Origin of the sequence: Ramlibacter monticola (assembly GCF_016722785.1) — a bacterium.
GTDB classification, from domain to species: domain Bacteria; phylum Pseudomonadota; class Gammaproteobacteria; order Burkholderiales; family Burkholderiaceae_C; genus Ramlibacter; species Ramlibacter monticola.
The window spans coordinates 1,238,017-1,254,489 of record NZ_JAEQNE010000001.1; the positions used below are offsets into that span (position 1 = coordinate 1,238,017).

Here is a 16,473-nt window from a genome sequence, read left to right on the forward strand (position 1 = left end):
TGTTCTCCTTGGAGGACCGACTTTAGTGGCCCCGGGCCTGCCTTACCATCCCGCCCCATGCACGACGACGCCGAGACCGGGGAAACCCTTGCTGCCGGGTGAACTGAAGCCGATCCTGACCGCCCTCGTGCTGCCGCCGACCGGTCCGCTGCTGCTCGCGCTGGCGGGCCTGCTGGCCGCGAGGCGGGGCCGCAAGGCGGGCCTGCGACTCGCCGCCGCCTGCATCGTGATCGCGCTGGCGCTGGGCAGCCATGCCATGGGGACCCTGCTCGCGCGCGAACTGCTGCCGCCGGTCGCGCCGGTGCAGGCGGCCGACCTGCAGGGGGTGCAGGCGATCGTCGTGCTCGGGGGCGGCGTCCTGCCGGAAGCCCCGGAATACGGGGAGCCACAGCCCCATCCGCGGACCCTCGCGCGACTGCGCTACGCGGTCCGGCTGGCGCGCCAGAGCGGCAAGCCGCTCGCCTTCGCGGGCGGCGTGGGCTGGGCCGGCCGCTCCGGCGCGCCCAGCGAAGGCGCCGTGGCGCGCCGCGTGTTGCAGGAGGACTACGGCCTGGGGCTGCGCTGGCTGGACGACACCTCGCGCGACACGGCGGAGAACGCCAGGCGCATGGCCGAGATCGCCGGCCGCGACGGCATCCGGCGCATTGCCCTGGTCACCGACGCCACCCATATCGCGCGCGCCACGGCGGCGTTCCGCCGGGCCGGCTTCGAGGTCGTTCCAGCCCCGACGGGGCTGATGCTTCCCGAGGAGAGCGAACTGCTGGAGTGGCTGCCTTCCACCCGAGGCTTCGTGGCCTGCCGCGAGGTGATCCGCGAGTGGCTGGCGAACCTGGTCGCGCGGACCGCGGGCTGAACCCGCTCGTCGGCCTGCGGTTTGCGACGGATGGGTTGGCTTGACCCGCCACGGGCAGCTGACTACATTACTAACCAGTCAGTCATTAACTCCCTTTCGACCACCGGAGCGCGCCTCTTGTCCGTGCCCCTTTCCGAACTCGCCCCCGAAGAAGAACGCTCGCCCCGCCGCGGCCGCCGCAAGGAGGCGCGGCCGGGCGAGTTGCTGGCCGCCGCCCTCGAACTGTTCGTGGAGAAGGGCTTCGCCGCCACCCGCTCCGAGGAGGTGGCCGCCCGCGCCGGCGTGTCCAAGGGGACGCTGTTCCTCTACTTCCCGAGCAAGGAGGAACTGTTCAAGGCCGTCGTGCGCGAGAACATCTCCGGCCGCTTCGCCGAGTGGGAGCAGGAGTTCGCATCCTTCGAGGGCAGCACCGCGGAGATGGTGCGCTACTGCATGCGCGTCTGGTGGGAGCGCATCGGCTCGACGCGCGCCTCCGGCATCACCAAGCTGATCATCGGCGAGGCGCGCAACTTCCCCGACATCGCCCGCTTCTACCAGCAGGAGGTGATCCGGCCCGCCAACCAGCTGATGCGGCGCATCCTGCAGCGGGGCGTGGACCGCGGCGAATTCCGTCCGCTGGACATCGAGTACACGGTCTTCAGCATCGTCGCGCCCATGATGTTCCTGATCATGATGAAGCACTCGCTGGGCGCCTGCGTGCCCCAGGAATATCCGCTGGACCCGCAGCGCTACATCGACACGCAGGTGGAGAACCTGCTGCTGGGCCTCTGCGTCCGTCCCGGGAGCCGCCCATGAAGCGCTGGCGCTGGCTGTTGCTCGGTGTTCTCGCCGTGGTGGTGACCCTGGGCGCCTGGCGCATGCTGGGCGCGCGGCGGGCGGTCCAGGTCGCGCAGGCGCCGGCGGCGGCGCAGCGGGTGGAGCCCTTCGTGGAGCTGGCCGCGACCGACGTCGTGCGGGCCGAGCCGCGCGAACTGCAGCGCGGACTGCCCGTGTCGGGTTCGCTCAAGGCGGTCAACTCCGCCTTCGTCAAGGCCCGCATGCCGGGCGAGCTGCAGGGACTGACCCTGCGCGAAGGCGATCCGGTGCGCGCCGGCCAGGTGGTGGCCCGCGTCGACGCGGTGGACCCGCAGGCGCGGCTGCGCCAGGCCGAGCAGCAGGCCGACGCGGCGCGCACGCAGATCGAGATCGCCGAGCGCCAGTGGAACAGCAACAAGGCGCTGGTGGACCAGGGCTTCATCTCGAAGTCGGCCCTGGACACCTCGTGGAACAACGTCACCGCCGCCCAGGCCACCCACCGGGCCGCCCTGGCCGCGGTGGACGTGGCGCGCAAGGCGGTGGAGGACACGGTGCTGCGTGCGCCGATCTCCGGCGTGGTGGCGCAGCGGCTGGCGCAGCCCGGCGAACGCGTGGCCGTGGACGGCCGGGTGATCGAGATCGTGGACCTGGACCGGCTGGAGCTGGAAGCGACGCTCAGCGCGGCCGATTCGGTGGACGTGCGGGTCGGGCAGGAAGCGGCACTGCAGGTGGAAGGCCACGTGCGCACCATCGCCGCGCGGGTGGCGCGGATCAATCCCAGCGCGCAGGCCGGCAGCCGCAGCGTGCTGGCCTACCTGACGCTGGCGGAGACCACCGGGCTGCGGCAGGGGCTGTTCGCGCAGGGCACGCTGGCGCTGGGACGGACCTCGGCGCTGGCCGTGCCGCTGGATGCGGTGCGGACGGACAAGCCCGCGCCCTACGTGCAGGTGGTGGAAGGCAACAAGGTGTCGCACCGCGGGGTCGAAACCGGCGCGCGCGGGGAGGCGAGCAAGGAGGTCTGGGTGGCGGTGACGGGGGTGCAGGCCGGGGCCGTGGTCATTCGCGGGCACGTGGGGGCCTTGCAGGAGGGGACGATCGTGAAGTTCACGCAGGCGGCACCCTCACCCCAGCTCTCTCCCGCGGGCGGGAGAGGGGGCAAGTCCCCCGGTACCGGCCCCAGCCTCTAGCCTCCAGGTTCCAGACCCCATGTGGTTCACCCGCGTCAGCCTGAAGAATCCCGTGTTCGCCACCATGGTGATGCTCGCCATCGTGGTGCTGGGGGCGTTCTCCTACCAGCGGCTGCACGTCGACCAGTTCCCCAACATCGACTTCCCGGTGGTGGTGGTGACGGCCGAATACCCCGGCGCCTCGCCCGAGGTGGTCGAGAGCGAGGTCAGCAAGAAGATCGAGGAGGCGGTGAACTCCATCGCCGGCATCAACGCCCTCACCTCGCGCAGCCTCGAGGGCCAGTCCATCGTCATCATCGAGTTCCAGCTCTACGTCGACGGGCGCAAGGCCGCCGAGGACGTGCGCGAGAAGATCGCCGCCGTCCGGCCCACCTTCCGCACCGAGGTGAAGGAGCCGCGCGTGCTGCGCTTCGACCCGGCGAGCCGGCCGGTCTGGTCGCTGGCGGTGCTGCCGGATGCGAGCCGCGGCCGCCCGCTCAGCGCGGTGGAACTCACCAACTGGGCCGACCAGGTGCTCAAGAAGCGGCTGGAGAACGTGCGCGGCGTCGGCTCGGTCACGCTGGTGGGCGGGACCAAGCGCGAGATCAACATCTACCTGCAGCCGGCCGCGATGGAAGCCCTGGGCATCACGGCCGACCAGGTCGCGACGGCGGTGCGCAACGAGAACCAGGACCTGCCGGTCGGCGCCATCCGCTCGCTGGCGCAGGAACGCGTGGTGCAGGTCGACGCGCGCATGCAGCGGCCCGAGGACTTCGGCAAGATCATCATCACCCGCCGCGCCGGAGCGCCGGTGCGCGTGGACCAGGTCGCCCGCATCAGCGACGCCGGCCAGGAACTGGAAAGCCTCGCCCTCTACAACGGCCAGCGCACGCTGGTGCTGCAGGTGCTGAAGGCGCAGGACGAGAACACCATCGCCGTGATCGACGGCCTGCAGGCCGCGCTGGCGGAGATGAAGGCGCAACTGCCGCCGGGCGTGAAGCTGGAGCCCGTGACCGACGCCGGGCGGCCGATCCGCGTCGCCGTCAACAACGTCCGCCAGACGCTGGTCGAGGGCGCGCTGCTGACCGTGCTGATCGTGTTCCTGTTCCTGAACTCGTGGCGCTCCACGGTGATCACCGGGCTCACGCTGCCGATCGCGCTGATCGGCACCTTCCTGTTCATGTACGCCTTCGGCTTCTCCATCAACATGGTGACGCTGATGGCGCTGTCGCTGTGCGTGGGCCTGCTGATCGACGACGCCATCGTGGTGCGCGAGAACATCGTGCGCCACCTGCAGATGGGCAAGGGCGCCTGGCAGGCCGCCATGGACGGCACGCAGGAGATCGGCCTGGCGGTGCTCGCCACCACCTTCTCGATCGTCGCCGTGTTCCTGCCGATCGGCTTCATGGGCGGCATCATCGGCAAGTTCTTCCACGAGTTCGGCGTCACGATCGTGGCGGCGGTGCTGATCTCCATGTTCGTGAGCTTCACGCTGGACCCGATGCTGTCCTCCGTGTGGCACGACCCGGAAGTCGCGGTGCACGGCCGCAGGAAGGAGCGACTGTCCTTCTACGACCGCACCATCGGCCGCGTGACGGGCCTGTTCGACACCGGCACCGAGCGGCTCGCGCAGGCCTACCAGGGCATCCTGCGCTGGTCGCTGGCGCACCGGCTGGCGACGCTGCTGGGCGCGGTCGCCATCTTCGCCACCAGCGTCGCCATGGTGCCGCTGCTGGGAACCGAGTTCGTTCCCAAGGCCGACTTCTCGGAAACGAGCCTCACCTTCTACACTCCCGTCGGCTCCTCGCTGGAGCTCACCGAGGCCAAGGCGCGCCAGGTCGAGACCATCGTGCGCGAGTTCCCCGAGGTGCGCTACACGCTGGCCACGATCAACACGGGCAACGCCGGCAAGATCTACGCGTCGCTGTACGTGCGCCTGGTCGACCGCAAGGACCGCAAGCGCAGCGTCGAGCAGATGGCGGCGGTGCTGCGCGAGCGCCTGAAGCAGGTGCCCGGCATCACCGTCACCCACGCCGGCCTGCTCGACGCCGTGGGCGGCAACAAGCAGATCGAGTTCTCGCTCATGGGCCCGGACCTGCAGGAGCTGGAGCGCCTGTCGAAGCTGGTGCTGCAGCGCATCCGCGACGTCCCCGGCCTGGTGGACCTGGACTCCAGCGTCAAGCCGGACAAGCCGACCATCGCCATCGAGGTGAAGCGCGACGCCGCCTCCGACCTCGGGCTCTCGGTGGCGCAGATCGCCGGCTCGCTGCGCACGCTGGTGGCCGGCCAGACGGTGGGCAACTGGCGCGCCCCCGACGACCAGACCTACGACGTCAACGTGCGGCTCGCCCCAGACGTGCGCGCCGCGCCGCAGGACCTGGAGCGCCTGCCCTTCGCCACCGGCACGCAGGGCGACGGCAGCCCGCGCATCGTGCGCCTCAAGCAGGTGGCCGCCGTGCGCGAGAGCACCGGCCCCAACCAGATCAACCGGCGCGACCTGACGCGCGAGGTGTCCATCAACGGCAACGCCTACGGGCGCGCCGCCGGCGAGATCTCCGAGGACATCCGCAAGCGCGTGGACGGCATCGCCCTGCCCCCCGGCTACCGCTACCAGTTCAGCGGCTCGACGAAGAACATGAAGGAGTCCTTCGGCTACGCGGTGTCGGCGCTGGCGATGGCCGTGATCTTCATCTACATGATCCTGGCCAGCCAGTTCCGCAGCTTCCTGCAGCCGCTGGCGCTCATGACCTCGCTGCCGCTCACGCTGATCGGCGTGGTGCTGGCGCTGATGGCCTTCCGCTCCACCCTGTCGATCTTCTCGGTGATCGGCATCGTGATGCTGATGGGCCTGGTGACCAAGAACGCCATCCTGCTGGTGGACTTCGCCATCCGCCTGCGCGAGCAGGGGCTGGCCCGCGGCGAGGCCCTGCTGCAGGCCGCCCGGGTGCGGCTGCGGCCGATCCTGATGACCACGCTGGCGATGGTGTTCGGCATGGTGCCGCTCGCCTTCGCCCTGACCGAAGGCTCCGAGCAGCGCGCCCCCATGGGCCAGGCGGTGATCGGCGGGGTGGTCACGTCCTCGCTGCTGACCCTGGTGGTCGTGCCGGTCGTCTACTGCTATCTGGATGACCTGGCGCAATGGTTGCGCCGGGGCCGCCGGCCGGCCGGGGGCGGCGCCGGGGCGGCCGCCCAGCCGGCTTCTAAAATCGGTGGTTTGTCCTGACCGCAAGACCAGAGGAAGAGGAATTCGCCATGACCGCGCCCATCGACATCGAACGCGCCCGCTTCAACATGATCGAGCAGCAGATCCGCCCCTGGGACGTGCTGGACCTCGACGTCCTCGGCCTGCTGCACGAGGTCCGGCGCGAGGATTTCGCGCCGGCCGCCCACAGGGCCCTGGCCTTCGTGGACATGGAGATCCCGCTGCTGCCGGACACCGAGGAAGCCATGCGCAAGGGCTACAGCATGCTGGCGCCCAAGGTGGAGGCCCGCATGCTGCAGGACGTGGCGCCCAAGAGCCACGAGAAGGTGCTGGAAGTCGGCACCGGCTCCGGCTACATGGCCGCCCTGCTGGCCAGCCGGGCCCAGCGCGTGATCACGCTGGAGATCCAGCCCGAACTGGCCCGCGTGGCCCGCGAGAACCTGCAGAAGGCCGGGGTGCGCAACGTGGAGGTGCGCGAGGCCGACGGCTCCAAGGGCCTGGCCGCGGAAGGGCCGTTCGACGCCATCGTGCTGTCCGGGTCGGTCTTCGAGGTGCCGCAGGTCCTGCTGCAGCAACTGAAGGTCGGCGGCCGGCTGGCCGCCATCGCCGGCAACGCCCCGATGATGCGCGCCACCTTCATCACCCGCACCGGCGAGGCCTCCTGGGAGACGAAGCAGCCCTGGGACACGGTCGCGCCGCGGCTGGCGAACTTCCCGGAGCCCTCGCGCTTCCACTTCTGACGCACGCATGATCGAGCAGGTCCGCCCCGCCGACTGGGACGCCTGGCTGCAGGCGCAGCCCGCGCGTCCGCTGGTGCTGGACGTGCGGGAGCCCTGGGAGGTGCGCACCGCCAGCGTCACCCCGCGCGGCTTCGACCTGCTGGCCCTGCCGATGAACGAGGTCCCCGCCCGCCTCGCGGAACTGCCCGCGGACCGGCCCATCGCCTGCCTGTGCCACCACGGCATGCGCAGCCAGCAGGTGGCCCTGTTCCTGGCGCAGAACGGCTACGACGATGTGGCGAATATCGCGGGCGGCATCGATGCCTGGTCGCGCGATCACGATCCATTTGTCGCCCGTTACTGAGCTGTGTTACAAGGCGTTGCGACAAGGCCGGAACTGAAAAAGGACGGAGCATGAATGTGTGGCGGCGGCTGCCCGTGATGGCGGCGATGGGGCTCGTGCTGGCGGGCCCTGCCCGGGCGGAGGGACTGCTGGAGCTGTACGAGGCCGCGCGCGCGTACGACGCCAACTGGCAGTCGGCCCGGGCGCAGTACGACGCCAACGTCGCGCGGGCGGAGCAGTCCCGCGCGGGCATCCTCCCCCAGGCGTCGGTGTCGGCGGGGCTGACGCGCAACCTCCTGGACACGCGCATCACCGGCAATCCCCAGGTGGACCGCGACTTCACCAACCAGCAGGCGACGCTCAGCGCCTCGCAACCCCTGTACCGGCCCGCCAACGTGGCGACCTACCGCCAGGGCCAGCGCCAGCTGGAACTGGCCGAATACCTGCTCACGGCGGCCAGCCAGGACCTGATGATCCGCGTGAGCCAGGCCTACTTCGACGTGCTGTCGGCGCAGGACACCCTGGCCTCCGTGAAGGCGCAGAAGGCGGCCACCGCCGAACAGCTCGCCTCCGCCAAGCGCAACTTCGAGGTGGGCACCTCCACCATCACCGACACCCGCGAGGCGCAGGCCCGCTACGACCTGGTGGTGGCGGGCGAGATCGCGGCCGAGAACGACCTGCGCGTGAAGAAGATCGCGCTGGACACGCTGGTGGGGCGCAACGACGTGGATCCCGCGCCGCTGATCACGCCGCTGGAACTGCCGCCGCCGAACCCCGCCAGCCCCGACCCCTGGGTCTCCGCTTCGGAGGAGTTCAGCCCCGCGATCCGGCAGGCGCGCAAGGCGGTGGAGATCGCCGAGCTCGAGACCGAGAAGGCCAAGGCCGGCAAGAAGCCGACGGTGGACCTGACCACCAGTTACGGCGTCACGCACACCCTCGGCGGCAGTTCCGTCGGCACCCGCGCGACGGACCACGCCAACGTCAACAACGGCGCCATCGGCTTCGCCCTGAACTGGCCGCTGTTCACCGGCTACGCGGTGGAGAACCGCATCCGCGAGACGCTGTCCCTGGAGGACAAGGCGCGCGCCGACCTGGAGGCGACCCGCCGCCAGGTCGCCCAGGCCGTGCGCACGGCGTACTTCGGCGTGCTCTCGGGGCAGAACCAGGTGCGGGCCCTGGAGTCGGCGGAGGCGTCCAGCCAGAGCGCGCTGGATGCGAACCGGCTGGGCTACCAGGTGGGCGTGCGCATCAACATCGACGTGCTGAACGCGCAGAGCCAGCTGTACCAGACCAAGCGCGACCTCGCGCAGGCGCGCTACAACGTGCTGCTGGGGCACTTGCGGCTGCGGCAGGCCAACGGAACGCTGCAGGCCGAGGACCTGGCGCGGCTGAATACGCTGCTGACGCGCTGACCGGGCGACGGGGCGCGCTACGCCCCGATCAACTTCAACACGCCTTGCGCGGTCCGGTCCGCCGCCCCTCGGTGGGCCGCGGCGAAGTTTTCGCTGGCCTGCACCGCCGCCGCCCGCGCGGCCGGGTCGCGCACGAGGTCCACCGCGGCCCGCACGCCCTCTTCCATCGAATCCACGCGCCGCGCCGCGCCGGCCTGCAGCGCCAGTTCCGCCGCCTCGCCGAAGTTGAAGGTGTGCGGCCCCATCACCACCGGGCAGCCGCAGGCGGCTGCCTCGATCAGGTTCTGCCCGCCCAGGCGCGCGAAGCTGCCCCCCAGCAGGGCGACGTCGGCCAGCGCGTAGTACATCGCCATCTCGCCCAGCGAATCGCCGATCCAGACCTGCGCCGGGGCCGGCGCATCGTCCCAGGCGCTGCGGCGCGAGACCGTGAAGCCCGCCTGCACGGTCATCGCCGCGACCTCGTCGAAGCGCTGCGGATGGCGCGGCACCAGCAGCCACTGCACGCCCGGGAACGCCGCGATGGCCCGCAGGAACTCGCCCTCCTCGCCTTCGCGCGAACTGGCGAACATCACCACCGGGCGCTGCGAGGTGGAACGCCAGTCGCGCCCCAGGGCCAGCAGCGCCGGGGCGGGATCGGCATCGAACTTGAGGTTGCCGAACACGCCGTGCACGGTGGCGCCGGCCTGCGCGAGCCGGCGCGCATCGCTCTCGGTCTGCGCCCACGCGGCGCGCAGCGCGCCGTACGCCGGACGCGACAGGCGGGCGAGCCGGCGCGCCTGCGCCAGCGACTTCTCCGACAGGCGGGCGTTCGCCAGCACCAGCGGGATCGCCCGCGCCTGGCAGGCCGCCGCGAGATTCGGCCAGACCTCGGTTTCCATCAGGATGCCGGCACTGGGGCGGAAGTGCTCGAGGAAGCGGCGCACCGCCTTGGGCGTGTCCCAGGGCAGCCAGGCCTGCGCGTCGCCTTCGCGCAGCAGGCGCCTCCCCTCGGCGCGGCCGGTCGCGGTGCCGTGCGTCAGCAGGATGCGCAGTCCGGGCCGCACGCGGCGCAGCGCCTCGATCAGGATGGCGGCGGCCCGCGTCTCGCCCAGCGACACGGCGTGGATCCACAGCCGGCCGGGCTCGGTCGTCCCCTCGTAGAGGCCGAAGCGCTCCTCGACGTGCTCGAGGTAGCCCGGCTCGGCCACGCCGCGCCGCCGCAGCTTGCGGCGCAGCAGGGGCTGGACGCCCATCAGCACCAGGGAGTACAGCGGCCGGATCATCCGGGGATTGTGACGGCCTGCCAGGCCTGCCAGACGGCGTCCACGCCGGGGGCCGGCGAGCCGTAGACGCTGCGCTGGCGCACGGCGTCCAGCGGGCCGGTGCGCCAGGAGGTGTCGAAGTTGTAGATCTGCACGTGCGGCAGGTCCAGCGCCACGGCGATGTGGCTGAGGCCGCTGTCCACCCCGATGGCGCCGGCGGCGCGCGCCATGCGAGCGGTCAGCGCGTCGAGCGACAGCTTCGGCCAGACCTCGGCGCCCGGGCCCAGGGCCTGCGCGATCCGCTCGCTGCGCTCGCGCTCCGCCTCGCTGCCGTGCGGCAGGCCGATGCGATGCCCCTGCGCGAGCAGGCGGGCGCCGAGCGCGAGCCAGTGCGGCTCGGGCCAGCACTTGTCGTCGCGCGAGGTGCCGTGGATCAGGACGACCGTGTCGTCGCGCTCGCCGCCGGCGCGGCCGAGCCCGAAGCGGGGCGTGCCCTGTGCGGCGTAGCCGAGCGCGCGGGCGCACAGCTCGCGCGAGCGCTGCACCGCGTGCGACTGCGGGTCGACCGGCACCGCCACGTCGGCGACCCAGCGCGTCGGCGCCTCGTAGCTGGAACCCTCCGTGCGGTTGGCCATGGCGTAGCGCCGGCCGCCGGGCGCCAGGCGCGCCATGTGCGCCACCAGCGCGGACTTGGTCAGGCCCTGCAGGTCGATCACGGCGTCGTAGCGCTCGCGGTGCAGGTCTTCGCGGAACGCGCGCCATTCGTGGCGCGTGACGCGCGCCAGCGGCGCCTTGCGCCAGCGCCGCAGCTCGCAGGGGATGGCCCGGCGCACGCCCTCGCAGCGCTCCACCAGGGGCGCGAAGCCGCGCTCCACGACCCAGTCGATGCGCGCGGCGGGGAAGGCCGCGCGCAGGTCCTGCACGGCCGGCATGGCATGCACGACGTCGCCGAGCGAGGAGAGTTTGACGATGAGGATGTTCAAGAAGGGCGCTTCAGGGGCTTCAATGCGCCGCTTCGCCGATCTGCGCGTCGGGTTTCACGCTGCGCAGCAGCGCCAGCATCTCGTTCTCGATCCGATGCATCGCCTCCGGCGTGTGGCCCTCGAAGCGCAGCACCAGCACCGGCGTCGTGTTGGAGGCCCGGATCAGGCCGAAGCCGTCGGTCCAGTCCACCCGCAGGCCGTCGATGGTGGAGACCTGCGCGTCCGGGAAGCGGGCCTTGCCCACCAGTTCGGCCACCACGCGGTGCGGCTCGCCTTCCTCGCACTTCACGTTCAGTTCCGGCGTCGAGTAGCTGGTGGGCAGCGCATTGAGCACGGCGCTCGGGTCCGGATGCCGCGACAGGATCTCCAGCAGCCGGCAACCCGCATAGGTGCCGTCGTCGAAGCCGTACCAGCGCTCCTTGAAGAAGATGTGGCCGCTCATCTCGCCGCCCAGCGGCGAGCCGAGCTCCTTCATCTTCGCCTTGATCAGCGAGTGGCCGGTCTTGTACATCACGGGCTTGCCGCCGGCCGCCGCGATGGCGGGCGCGAGCCGCTGCGTGCACTTCACGTCGAACAGGATGGACCCGCCCGGCACGCGCGACAGCACGTCCTGCGAGAACAGCATCATCTGCCGGTCCGGATAGATGTTGTTGCCCTCGCGCGTGATGATGCCCAGGCGGTCGCCGTCGCCGTCGAAGGCCAGGCCCAGGTCGGCGCCGGTCTCCTTCAGCTTCGCGATCAGGTCACGCAGATTCTCCGGCTTGCTCGGGTCGGGGTGGTGGTTCGGGAAGTTGCCGTCCACCTCGCTGTACATCTCGATCACCTCGCAGCCGATGGCGCGGTAGATGTCCGGCGCGGAGGCGCCGGCCACGCCGTTGCCGCAGTCCACCACGATCTTCAGCGGCCGGGCCAGCCGGATGTCGCCCTTGATGCGGTCGCGGTAGGGCGCGAGGACGTTGACGTTGCGGATCGCGCCCTGCCGCGGCGGCTGGTCCCAGTCCTCGCTTTCGATCATGCGGCGCAGGGCCTGGATCTCGTCGCCGTAGATCGCGCGGCCGGCCAGCACCATCTTGAAGCCGTTGTAGTCCTTCGGGTTGTGGCTGCCCGTGACCTGGATCCCGCTGCTGGCGATCGTGTTGGCGGCGAAGTAGAGCATGGGCGTGGTGACCATGCCGACGTCGATCACGTCCACGCCGGCGGCCACGAGCCCGCGCACGAGGGCGGCGCTGAGCGAGGGGCCGCTGAGGCGGCCGTCGCGGCCGACGGCGACGGCTTGCTCGCCCTCCTTGCGGGCGATGGTGCCGAAGGCGCGGCCGAGGGCCTCGGCCACTTCCTCGGTCAGGGTCGAGGGAACGATGCCGCGGACGTCGTAAGCCTTGAAGATGCTGGGGCTGAGTTGCATGGGTTCTGCGTGCCTGGTTGGAATCGGGTCGGGGGCATTCTAGGGCGGCGGCCCGCGGGAACATGTCCGAAAACGGCTAGTCCGGCCCGGGGCGCTGCGTATCATGGACCGCATGAACCCCGCCGAGCCCCCCCTCGATTCGGACGCCTGCTACCTGGCGCTGAAGACGCGCGACGCGCGCTTCGACGGCTCGTTCTTCACCGGCGTCACCTCGACCGGCATCTACTGCCGGCCGGTGTGCCGCGTGCGCACGCCGCGGCGCGAGAACTGCCGCTTCTTCGCCCTGGCGGCGCAGGCCGAGAGCGCCGGCTTCCGGCCCTGCCTGCGCTGCCGCCCCGAGCTGGCGCCGCAGGGGCTGCGCTGGTCGCTGCAGGACGCGAGCGCGACGCTGGCCCAGCAGGCCGCGCGCCTGCTCGACGAGCCCGAAGCGTGGGGCGGCGAGGTGCCTTCGGTCGATGGCCTGGCCCGCCGCCTCGGCATCAGCGACCGCCACCTGCGCCGCATTTTCGAGCTGCAGCTCGGCGTGTCGCCGCTGCAGTACCTGCAGACGCGCCGGCTGCTCAGCGCCAAGCAGCTGCTGGCGGACACGCCCATGCCCATCACGGAGGTCGCGCTGGTGAGCGGTTTCGCCAGCGTGCGCCGCTTCAACGCGGTGTTCACGGCCCACTACGGCATGAGTCCCAACGCGCTGCGGCGCGAAGGCGCGGCGCGCGAGGCGAACTGCATCGTGCGGCTCGGCTACCGGCCGCCCTACGACGTCGCCGCGATGCTGGGTTTCTTCCGCACGCGCGCCATCGAGGGCGTGGAGGCCGTCGGCGAGCGGCAACTGGCCCGCACGCTGGCGCTGGACGCCCACGGGCGGCGCTGGGAGGGCTGGATCAGCGCCGACTTCGACGAGGCGCAGTGCCAGGTCGTGCTGCGGGTCGGCGAGTCGCTGCACGGCGTGCTGCCGCTGCTGATCCGGCGCGTGCGGGCCGCGCTGGACCTCGATGCCGACCCGCACGCGATCAACGCCCGCCTGCACGGCAGCTTCCCCCAGGGCGACGGCCTGCGCGTCCCGGGCTCGTTGAGCGGCTACGAGCTGGCCGTGCGCGCGGTGCTCGGCCAGCAGATCACGGTGGCCGCGGCCCGCACGCTGGCGCAGCGGCTGGTGCAGCGCTTCGGCACGCCCATCGCGACGCCGCACGCGGGCCTGCGCCAGCTGTTCCCGGCCCCCGAAGTGCTGGCGGCCGCCGAAGGCGATGCGCTCGGCCAGATCGGGATCGTGCGGCAACGCCAGGCGGCAATCGTCGCCATCGCGCGGGCGGTGGCGGAAGGCCGCGTCTCGCTGCATCCGGGCGCGGACGTCGCGGCGACCACGGCGGCGCTGAAGGAGCTGCCCGGCATCGGCGACTGGACCGCGCAGTACATCGCGATGCGGGCGCTGCGCTGGCCCGATGCCTTCCCGGCCGGCGACGTCGCCCTGCACAAGGCGCTGGGCGTGCAGCAGAGCCGGCAACCGGCGCGCGAGGCGGAGACCGCATCGCAGGCCTGGAAACCATGGCGCAGTTACGCCGTCGTGCGCGCCTGGAGCGCGCTGGAAGTCTCCCCCGCGGAGCGCCTTCGGTGCCTCCCTCTCGAGGGAGCGCCACCCGCGGCCCGGCAAAGCCGGCTCCGCGGTGGCACTGGATCGGACCCAAACGGATTGCTGGAGAACTGAGATGAACGAAGCCATCGTCGCGTTCACGCATTACGAAAGCCCCCTGGGCACCATGCTGCTGGCCGCCACCGATCGCGGCCTGGCCGGCGTCTGGTTCGTCGGCCAGCGCCACGGCCCCGACAACCGGGACTGGCGCGAGGACCCGCAGCACCCGGTGCTGCGGGAGGCGATCGCGCAGCTCGCCGCCTGGTTCGCGGGCGGGCGCTCCCGCTTCGAGCTGCCGCTGGACCTGCAGGCGGGCACGCCCTTCCAGCAGGACGTGTGGAAGGCGCTGCTCGCGATCCCGCGCGGCGGCACCACCAGTTATGCGGAACTGGCGCGCCGCGTCGGCCGGCCCAGCGCCGCGCGCGCCGTGGGCGCCGCCGTCGGCCGCAACCCGCTCAGCGTCGTGGTGCCCTGCCATCGCGTGGTCGGCAGCGGCGGCGGCCTCACGGGCTATGCGGGCGGGCTGGAGCGAAAGACCGCGCTGCTGCGCCTGGAAGGGGCGATCGGTTAGGCTCCCGGCCCTGGTCTGCAAGTCATGTCCTTCTCTTCCATCGTCGATTTCGTCGTCCTCGGGGCGATCTGGGGCTCCTCCTTCCTCTTCATGCGCTTCGCCGTGGTGGAGTTCGGTCCCCTGCCCACGGCGGCCATGCGCGTCGCCATCGCCGCCGCCTTCCTCATTCCGCTCATGCTGTGGAAGGGCCACGCGCGGGCCTTCCGCGACAACTGGCTGGCCGTGTGCCTGGTCGGCATCGTCAACTCCGCCATCCCCTTCGCCCTGTTCTCCTTCGCCCTGCTGGCGATCACGACAGGGCTGTCGGCGATCCTGAATGCGACGGTGCCGCTGTTCGGCGCGCTGGTCGCCTGGGCGTGGCTGAAGGACCGGCCCACCGGCACGCGGGTGCTGGGCCTGGGGATCGGCTTCCTCGGCGTCGCCCTCCTGGCCTGGGACGGCGCCAGCTTCAAGCCGAATGCATCCGGCATCGCCCCGGCCTGGGCGGTGCTGGCCTGCCTGGGGGCGACGGTCTGCTATGCCGTCGCGGCCAGCGCCACCCGGCGCTTCCTGAAGGGCCTGCCGCCCCTGGTGACGGCCACCGGCAGCCAGATCGGCTCCGCGGCCGCCCTGCTGCTCCCGGCGCTCTGGGCCTGGCCGGCGGAACTGCCCGGCAGCCGCGCCTGGCTGGCCGTGGCCGTGCTGGGGCTGCTGTGCACCGGCATCGCCTACGTCCTGTACTTCCGCCTGATCGAGCAGGCCGGGCCGGCGCGCACGCTGGCGGTGACCTTCCTCGTGCCCGTCTTCGCGATCGTGTACGGCCTGCTGTTCCTCGGCGAGAAGGTCACGCCCTGGATGCTGGCCTGCGGCGCGATCGTGGTGTGCGGCACCGCCCTGTCGACAGGGCTGCTGAAGCTGCACGCGCTGCGCCCGCAGGCGTGAGCGGGAAGGATGGGCGGATCAGAACCGCGGCAGGTCCGTGAGCCGGCGGCCGGGGCGCTCTTCCGCCGCGGCGAGCGTCTCGGTGCCTTCGGGCAGCACGTCGACCTTCACCTGAGAACCCATTTGCAGGGTGCCGCGCTCGGTGGGGAACAGGGTGACGACGGTGTCGCCCTCCACGAGGCGGTCCACCACCTCGACCAGCCGCGTGGGCGCGGGCCGAAGGTCCCATTGCTGCAGCCCGGGGTCGATCATGCCCATCATGACTTCGGCGATCTGGCTGCCCTCCATGCGCACGGCCGTGATGCCGTACAGCACGGAAGGCACGGGGACCAGGCCGGCGGGAGGCATGGTCATGCGCGAGGACTGCATCGATTTCTCAACCATGCGGATCATTGTGGGCACCCACTCAGGCGCGACGATAAGCAGAATGCGCGTACAGGCGTGGGAGAGTACCTACCGTTCTACACTGGCACGTTCCGATGGCCGTCAGCGATCCCGCCCCCTCACCTCTCTCGCCCGCCCCGGCGCTCACGCGCGCGCACGGCCGGCGCCTGCGCGACATCTACCGTTCGGCGGGCTGGCCCTGCCAGGACGCGCTGGAGATCGACCTGCTGGCCGCCGGCCTGCTGGAAAGGGTTCGCGCGGGGGCCGGCCCCGAGACCTTGCGCGTCACCGATGCCGGGATGCGCTGGCTGGCCTCCATGCTGGTCCGCAACCGTTCGGCGCTGTCGGCGCACGAGACCCTGGTGCGGCGCGTGGCGCAGGAGATGGCGCGGGCCGGCCGGCTGGCGTGGACGGGCCTGAGCCTGCGGGCGCAGGTCGCGACCGGCGACGCGGAGCGGCCACTGCGCTGGTGCGTCGCGCGCCCCGACGTGTTCTCCATCCGGCACACCTCGGTGGAGAGCTACGTCGAGCCCATCGTCCACGAGATCAAGGTACGCCGCGCCGACCTGCTGGCGGACCTGCGGCAGGAGGCCAAGCGCGCCGCCTACCGCGATCTCGGTGAATGCTGGTACGTGCTGGGGGCGGATGCGCGCGGCCGACCGGTCGGCGAGCCCGACGAAGTGCCGGCGGGATACGGCGTGATACTCGCCGCCCCCGGAAACCGGCTCACGGTCGCCCGGCCCGCGCAACGGCCGGCACGCGCGGGGCTGCCGTTCGGTGTCTGGATGGCGCTGGCCAAGGCCACGCCCGTCGACAGCCCCGACGACGACGCCCAGGGCCTGCTGGCCGCGAACTGA

General features: G+C 71.7%; 15 protein-coding genes. 11 read left to right on the plus strand and 4 right to left on the minus strand.

Annotation, left to right across the window (positions count from 1 at the left end; genetic code table 11):
• The first annotated feature begins 88 nt into the window (after nucleotides 1-88).
• The 7 genes from JJ685_RS06025 to JJ685_RS06055 all read left to right on the plus strand — a co-directional run bounded on the left by JJ685_RS06025 (nucleotide 89) and on the right by JJ685_RS06055 (nucleotide 8,490).
• The gene (locus JJ685_RS06025; RefSeq protein WP_201673282.1) at nucleotides 89-853 is read left to right on the plus strand and encodes a YdcF family protein; all 765 of its coding nucleotides are present in this window, start codon (nucleotides 89-91) and stop codon (nucleotides 851-853) included.
• A gap of 117 nt (nucleotides 854-970) precedes the next feature.
• Nucleotides 971-1,648 (plus strand): TetR/AcrR family transcriptional regulator, encoded by a 678-nt coding sequence (locus tag JJ685_RS06030; RefSeq protein WP_236598687.1) that lies wholly within the window; start codon nucleotides 971-973, stop codon nucleotides 1,646-1,648.
• Nucleotides 1,645-2,835 (plus strand): efflux RND transporter periplasmic adaptor subunit, encoded by a 1,191-nt coding sequence (locus JJ685_RS06035; protein WP_201673284.1) that lies wholly within the window; start codon nucleotides 1,645-1,647, stop codon nucleotides 2,833-2,835. The genes JJ685_RS06030 and JJ685_RS06035 overlap by 4 nt, the downstream gene beginning before the upstream one ends.
• A 19-nt stretch (nucleotides 2,836-2,854) precedes the next feature.
• Nucleotides 2,855-6,037, plus strand: coding sequence for an efflux RND transporter permease subunit (locus JJ685_RS06040; RefSeq protein WP_201673285.1), 3,183 nt, complete (start codon nucleotides 2,855-2,857; stop codon nucleotides 6,035-6,037).
• Between the two features lie 29 nt (nucleotides 6,038-6,066).
• A complete protein-coding gene (locus tag JJ685_RS06045) occupies nucleotides 6,067-6,756 on the plus strand; it encodes a protein-L-isoaspartate O-methyltransferase family protein (protein WP_236598688.1) in 690 nt (229 codons plus the stop codon).
• Between the two features lie 7 nt (nucleotides 6,757-6,763).
• Nucleotides 6,764-7,099, plus strand: coding sequence for a rhodanese-like domain-containing protein (locus JJ685_RS06050; RefSeq protein WP_201673286.1), 336 nt, complete (start codon nucleotides 6,764-6,766; stop codon nucleotides 7,097-7,099).
• Nucleotides 7,100-7,149: 50 nt separating this feature from the next.
• Nucleotides 7,150-8,490 carry a TolC family outer membrane protein gene (locus tag JJ685_RS06055; protein ID WP_201673287.1) on the plus strand — a complete coding sequence of 447 codons (1,341 nt, stop codon included), beginning with the start codon at nucleotides 7,150-7,152 and terminating at the stop codon, nucleotides 8,488-8,490.
• 17 nt (nucleotides 8,491-8,507) lie between these two features.
• On the opposite strand, the gene JJ685_RS06060 is transcribed toward JJ685_RS06055, so the two are convergent.
• Genes JJ685_RS06060 through JJ685_RS06070 form a run of 3 tightly spaced genes read right to left on the minus strand, consistent with a single transcriptional unit; the run spans nucleotide 8,508 to nucleotide 12,116 of the window.
• Nucleotides 8,508-9,752, minus strand: a complete 1,245-nt coding sequence (locus JJ685_RS06060) for a 3-deoxy-D-manno-octulosonic acid transferase (protein ID WP_201673288.1) — start codon at nucleotides 9,750-9,752, stop codon at nucleotides 8,508-8,510.
• On the minus strand, nucleotides 9,749-10,714 hold the full coding sequence (waaC, locus tag JJ685_RS06065) for a lipopolysaccharide heptosyltransferase I (RefSeq protein ID WP_201673289.1): 966 nt from the start codon (nucleotides 10,712-10,714) through the stop codon (nucleotides 9,749-9,751). Before waaC ends, JJ685_RS06060 begins: the two co-directional genes overlap by 4 nt.
• A gap of 19 nt (nucleotides 10,715-10,733) precedes the next feature.
• Nucleotides 10,734-12,116, minus strand: coding sequence for a phosphomannomutase/phosphoglucomutase (locus JJ685_RS06070; protein ID WP_201673290.1), 1,383 nt, complete (start codon nucleotides 12,114-12,116; stop codon nucleotides 10,734-10,736).
• A 103-nt stretch (nucleotides 12,117-12,219) separates the two neighbouring features.
• On the opposite strand from JJ685_RS06070, the gene JJ685_RS06075 reads away from it, so the two are divergent.
• From JJ685_RS06075 to JJ685_RS06085, 3 genes are read left to right on the plus strand one after another with little or no spacing between them, the layout of a single operon-like run.
• The gene (locus tag JJ685_RS06075; RefSeq protein WP_408015450.1) at nucleotides 12,220-13,815 is read left to right on the plus strand and encodes a DNA-3-methyladenine glycosylase 2 family protein; all 1,596 of its coding nucleotides are present in this window, start codon (nucleotides 12,220-12,222) and stop codon (nucleotides 13,813-13,815) included.
• A 1-nt stretch (nucleotide 13,816) separates the two neighbouring features.
• The gene (locus JJ685_RS06080; protein ID WP_236598689.1) at nucleotides 13,817-14,311 is read left to right on the plus strand and encodes a methylated-DNA--[protein]-cysteine S-methyltransferase; all 495 of its coding nucleotides are present in this window, start codon (nucleotides 13,817-13,819) and stop codon (nucleotides 14,309-14,311) included.
• A 24-nt stretch (nucleotides 14,312-14,335) separates the two neighbouring features.
• Nucleotides 14,336-15,232 (plus strand): DMT family transporter, encoded by an 897-nt coding sequence (locus JJ685_RS06085; protein ID WP_201673292.1) that lies wholly within the window; start codon nucleotides 14,336-14,338, stop codon nucleotides 15,230-15,232.
• A gap of 18 nt (nucleotides 15,233-15,250) precedes the next feature.
• Here JJ685_RS06085 and JJ685_RS06090 read toward each other — a convergent pair whose 3' ends face one another.
• Entirely contained in the window at nucleotides 15,251-15,616 is a 366-nt protein-coding gene (locus JJ685_RS06090) for a hypothetical protein (RefSeq protein WP_201673293.1), read from the minus strand.
• A 95-nt stretch (nucleotides 15,617-15,711) separates the two neighbouring features.
• Between JJ685_RS06090 and JJ685_RS06095 the strand changes: the two genes are divergently transcribed.
• The gene (locus JJ685_RS06095; protein ID WP_201673294.1) at nucleotides 15,712-16,473 is read left to right on the plus strand and encodes a hypothetical protein; all 762 of its coding nucleotides are present in this window, start codon (nucleotides 15,712-15,714) and stop codon (nucleotides 16,471-16,473) included.

Excerpts from the sequence above, each read along its gene's own strand:
- JJ685_RS06035 (WP_201673284.1), top strand. The coding sequence starts at position 1,645 with ATGAAGCGCTGGCGCTGGCTGTTGCTCGGTGTTCTCGCCGTGGTGGTG.
- JJ685_RS06050 (WP_201673286.1), top strand. The coding sequence starts at position 6,764 with ATGATCGAGCAGGTCCGCCCCGCCGACTGGGACGCCTGGCTGCAGGCG.
- JJ685_RS06090 (WP_201673293.1), bottom strand. The coding sequence starts at position 15,616 with ATGGTTGAGAAATCGATGCAGTCCTCGCGCATGACCATGCCTCCCGCC.
- JJ685_RS06085 (WP_201673292.1), top strand. The coding sequence starts at position 14,336 with ATGTCCTTCTCTTCCATCGTCGATTTCGTCGTCCTCGGGGCGATCTGG.
- JJ685_RS06075 (WP_408015450.1), top strand. The coding sequence starts at position 12,220 with ATGGACCGCATGAACCCCGCCGAGCCCCCCCTCGATTCGGACGCCTGC.
- JJ685_RS06045 (WP_236598688.1), top strand. The coding sequence starts at position 6,067 with ATGACCGCGCCCATCGACATCGAACGCGCCCGCTTCAACATGATCGAG.
- JJ685_RS06060 (WP_201673288.1), bottom strand. The coding sequence starts at position 9,752 with ATGATCCGGCCGCTGTACTCCCTGGTGCTGATGGGCGTCCAGCCCCTG.
- JJ685_RS06095 (WP_201673294.1), top strand. The coding sequence starts at position 15,712 with ATGGCCGTCAGCGATCCCGCCCCCTCACCTCTCTCGCCCGCCCCGGCG.
- JJ685_RS06080 (WP_236598689.1), top strand. The coding sequence starts at position 13,817 with ATGAACGAAGCCATCGTCGCGTTCACGCATTACGAAAGCCCCCTGGGC.
- JJ685_RS06055 (WP_201673287.1), top strand. The coding sequence starts at position 7,150 with ATGAATGTGTGGCGGCGGCTGCCCGTGATGGCGGCGATGGGGCTCGTG.
- JJ685_RS06040 (WP_201673285.1), top strand. The coding sequence starts at position 2,855 with ATGTGGTTCACCCGCGTCAGCCTGAAGAATCCCGTGTTCGCCACCATG.
- JJ685_RS06070 (WP_201673290.1), bottom strand. The coding sequence starts at position 12,116 with ATGCAACTCAGCCCCAGCATCTTCAAGGCTTACGACGTCCGCGGCATC.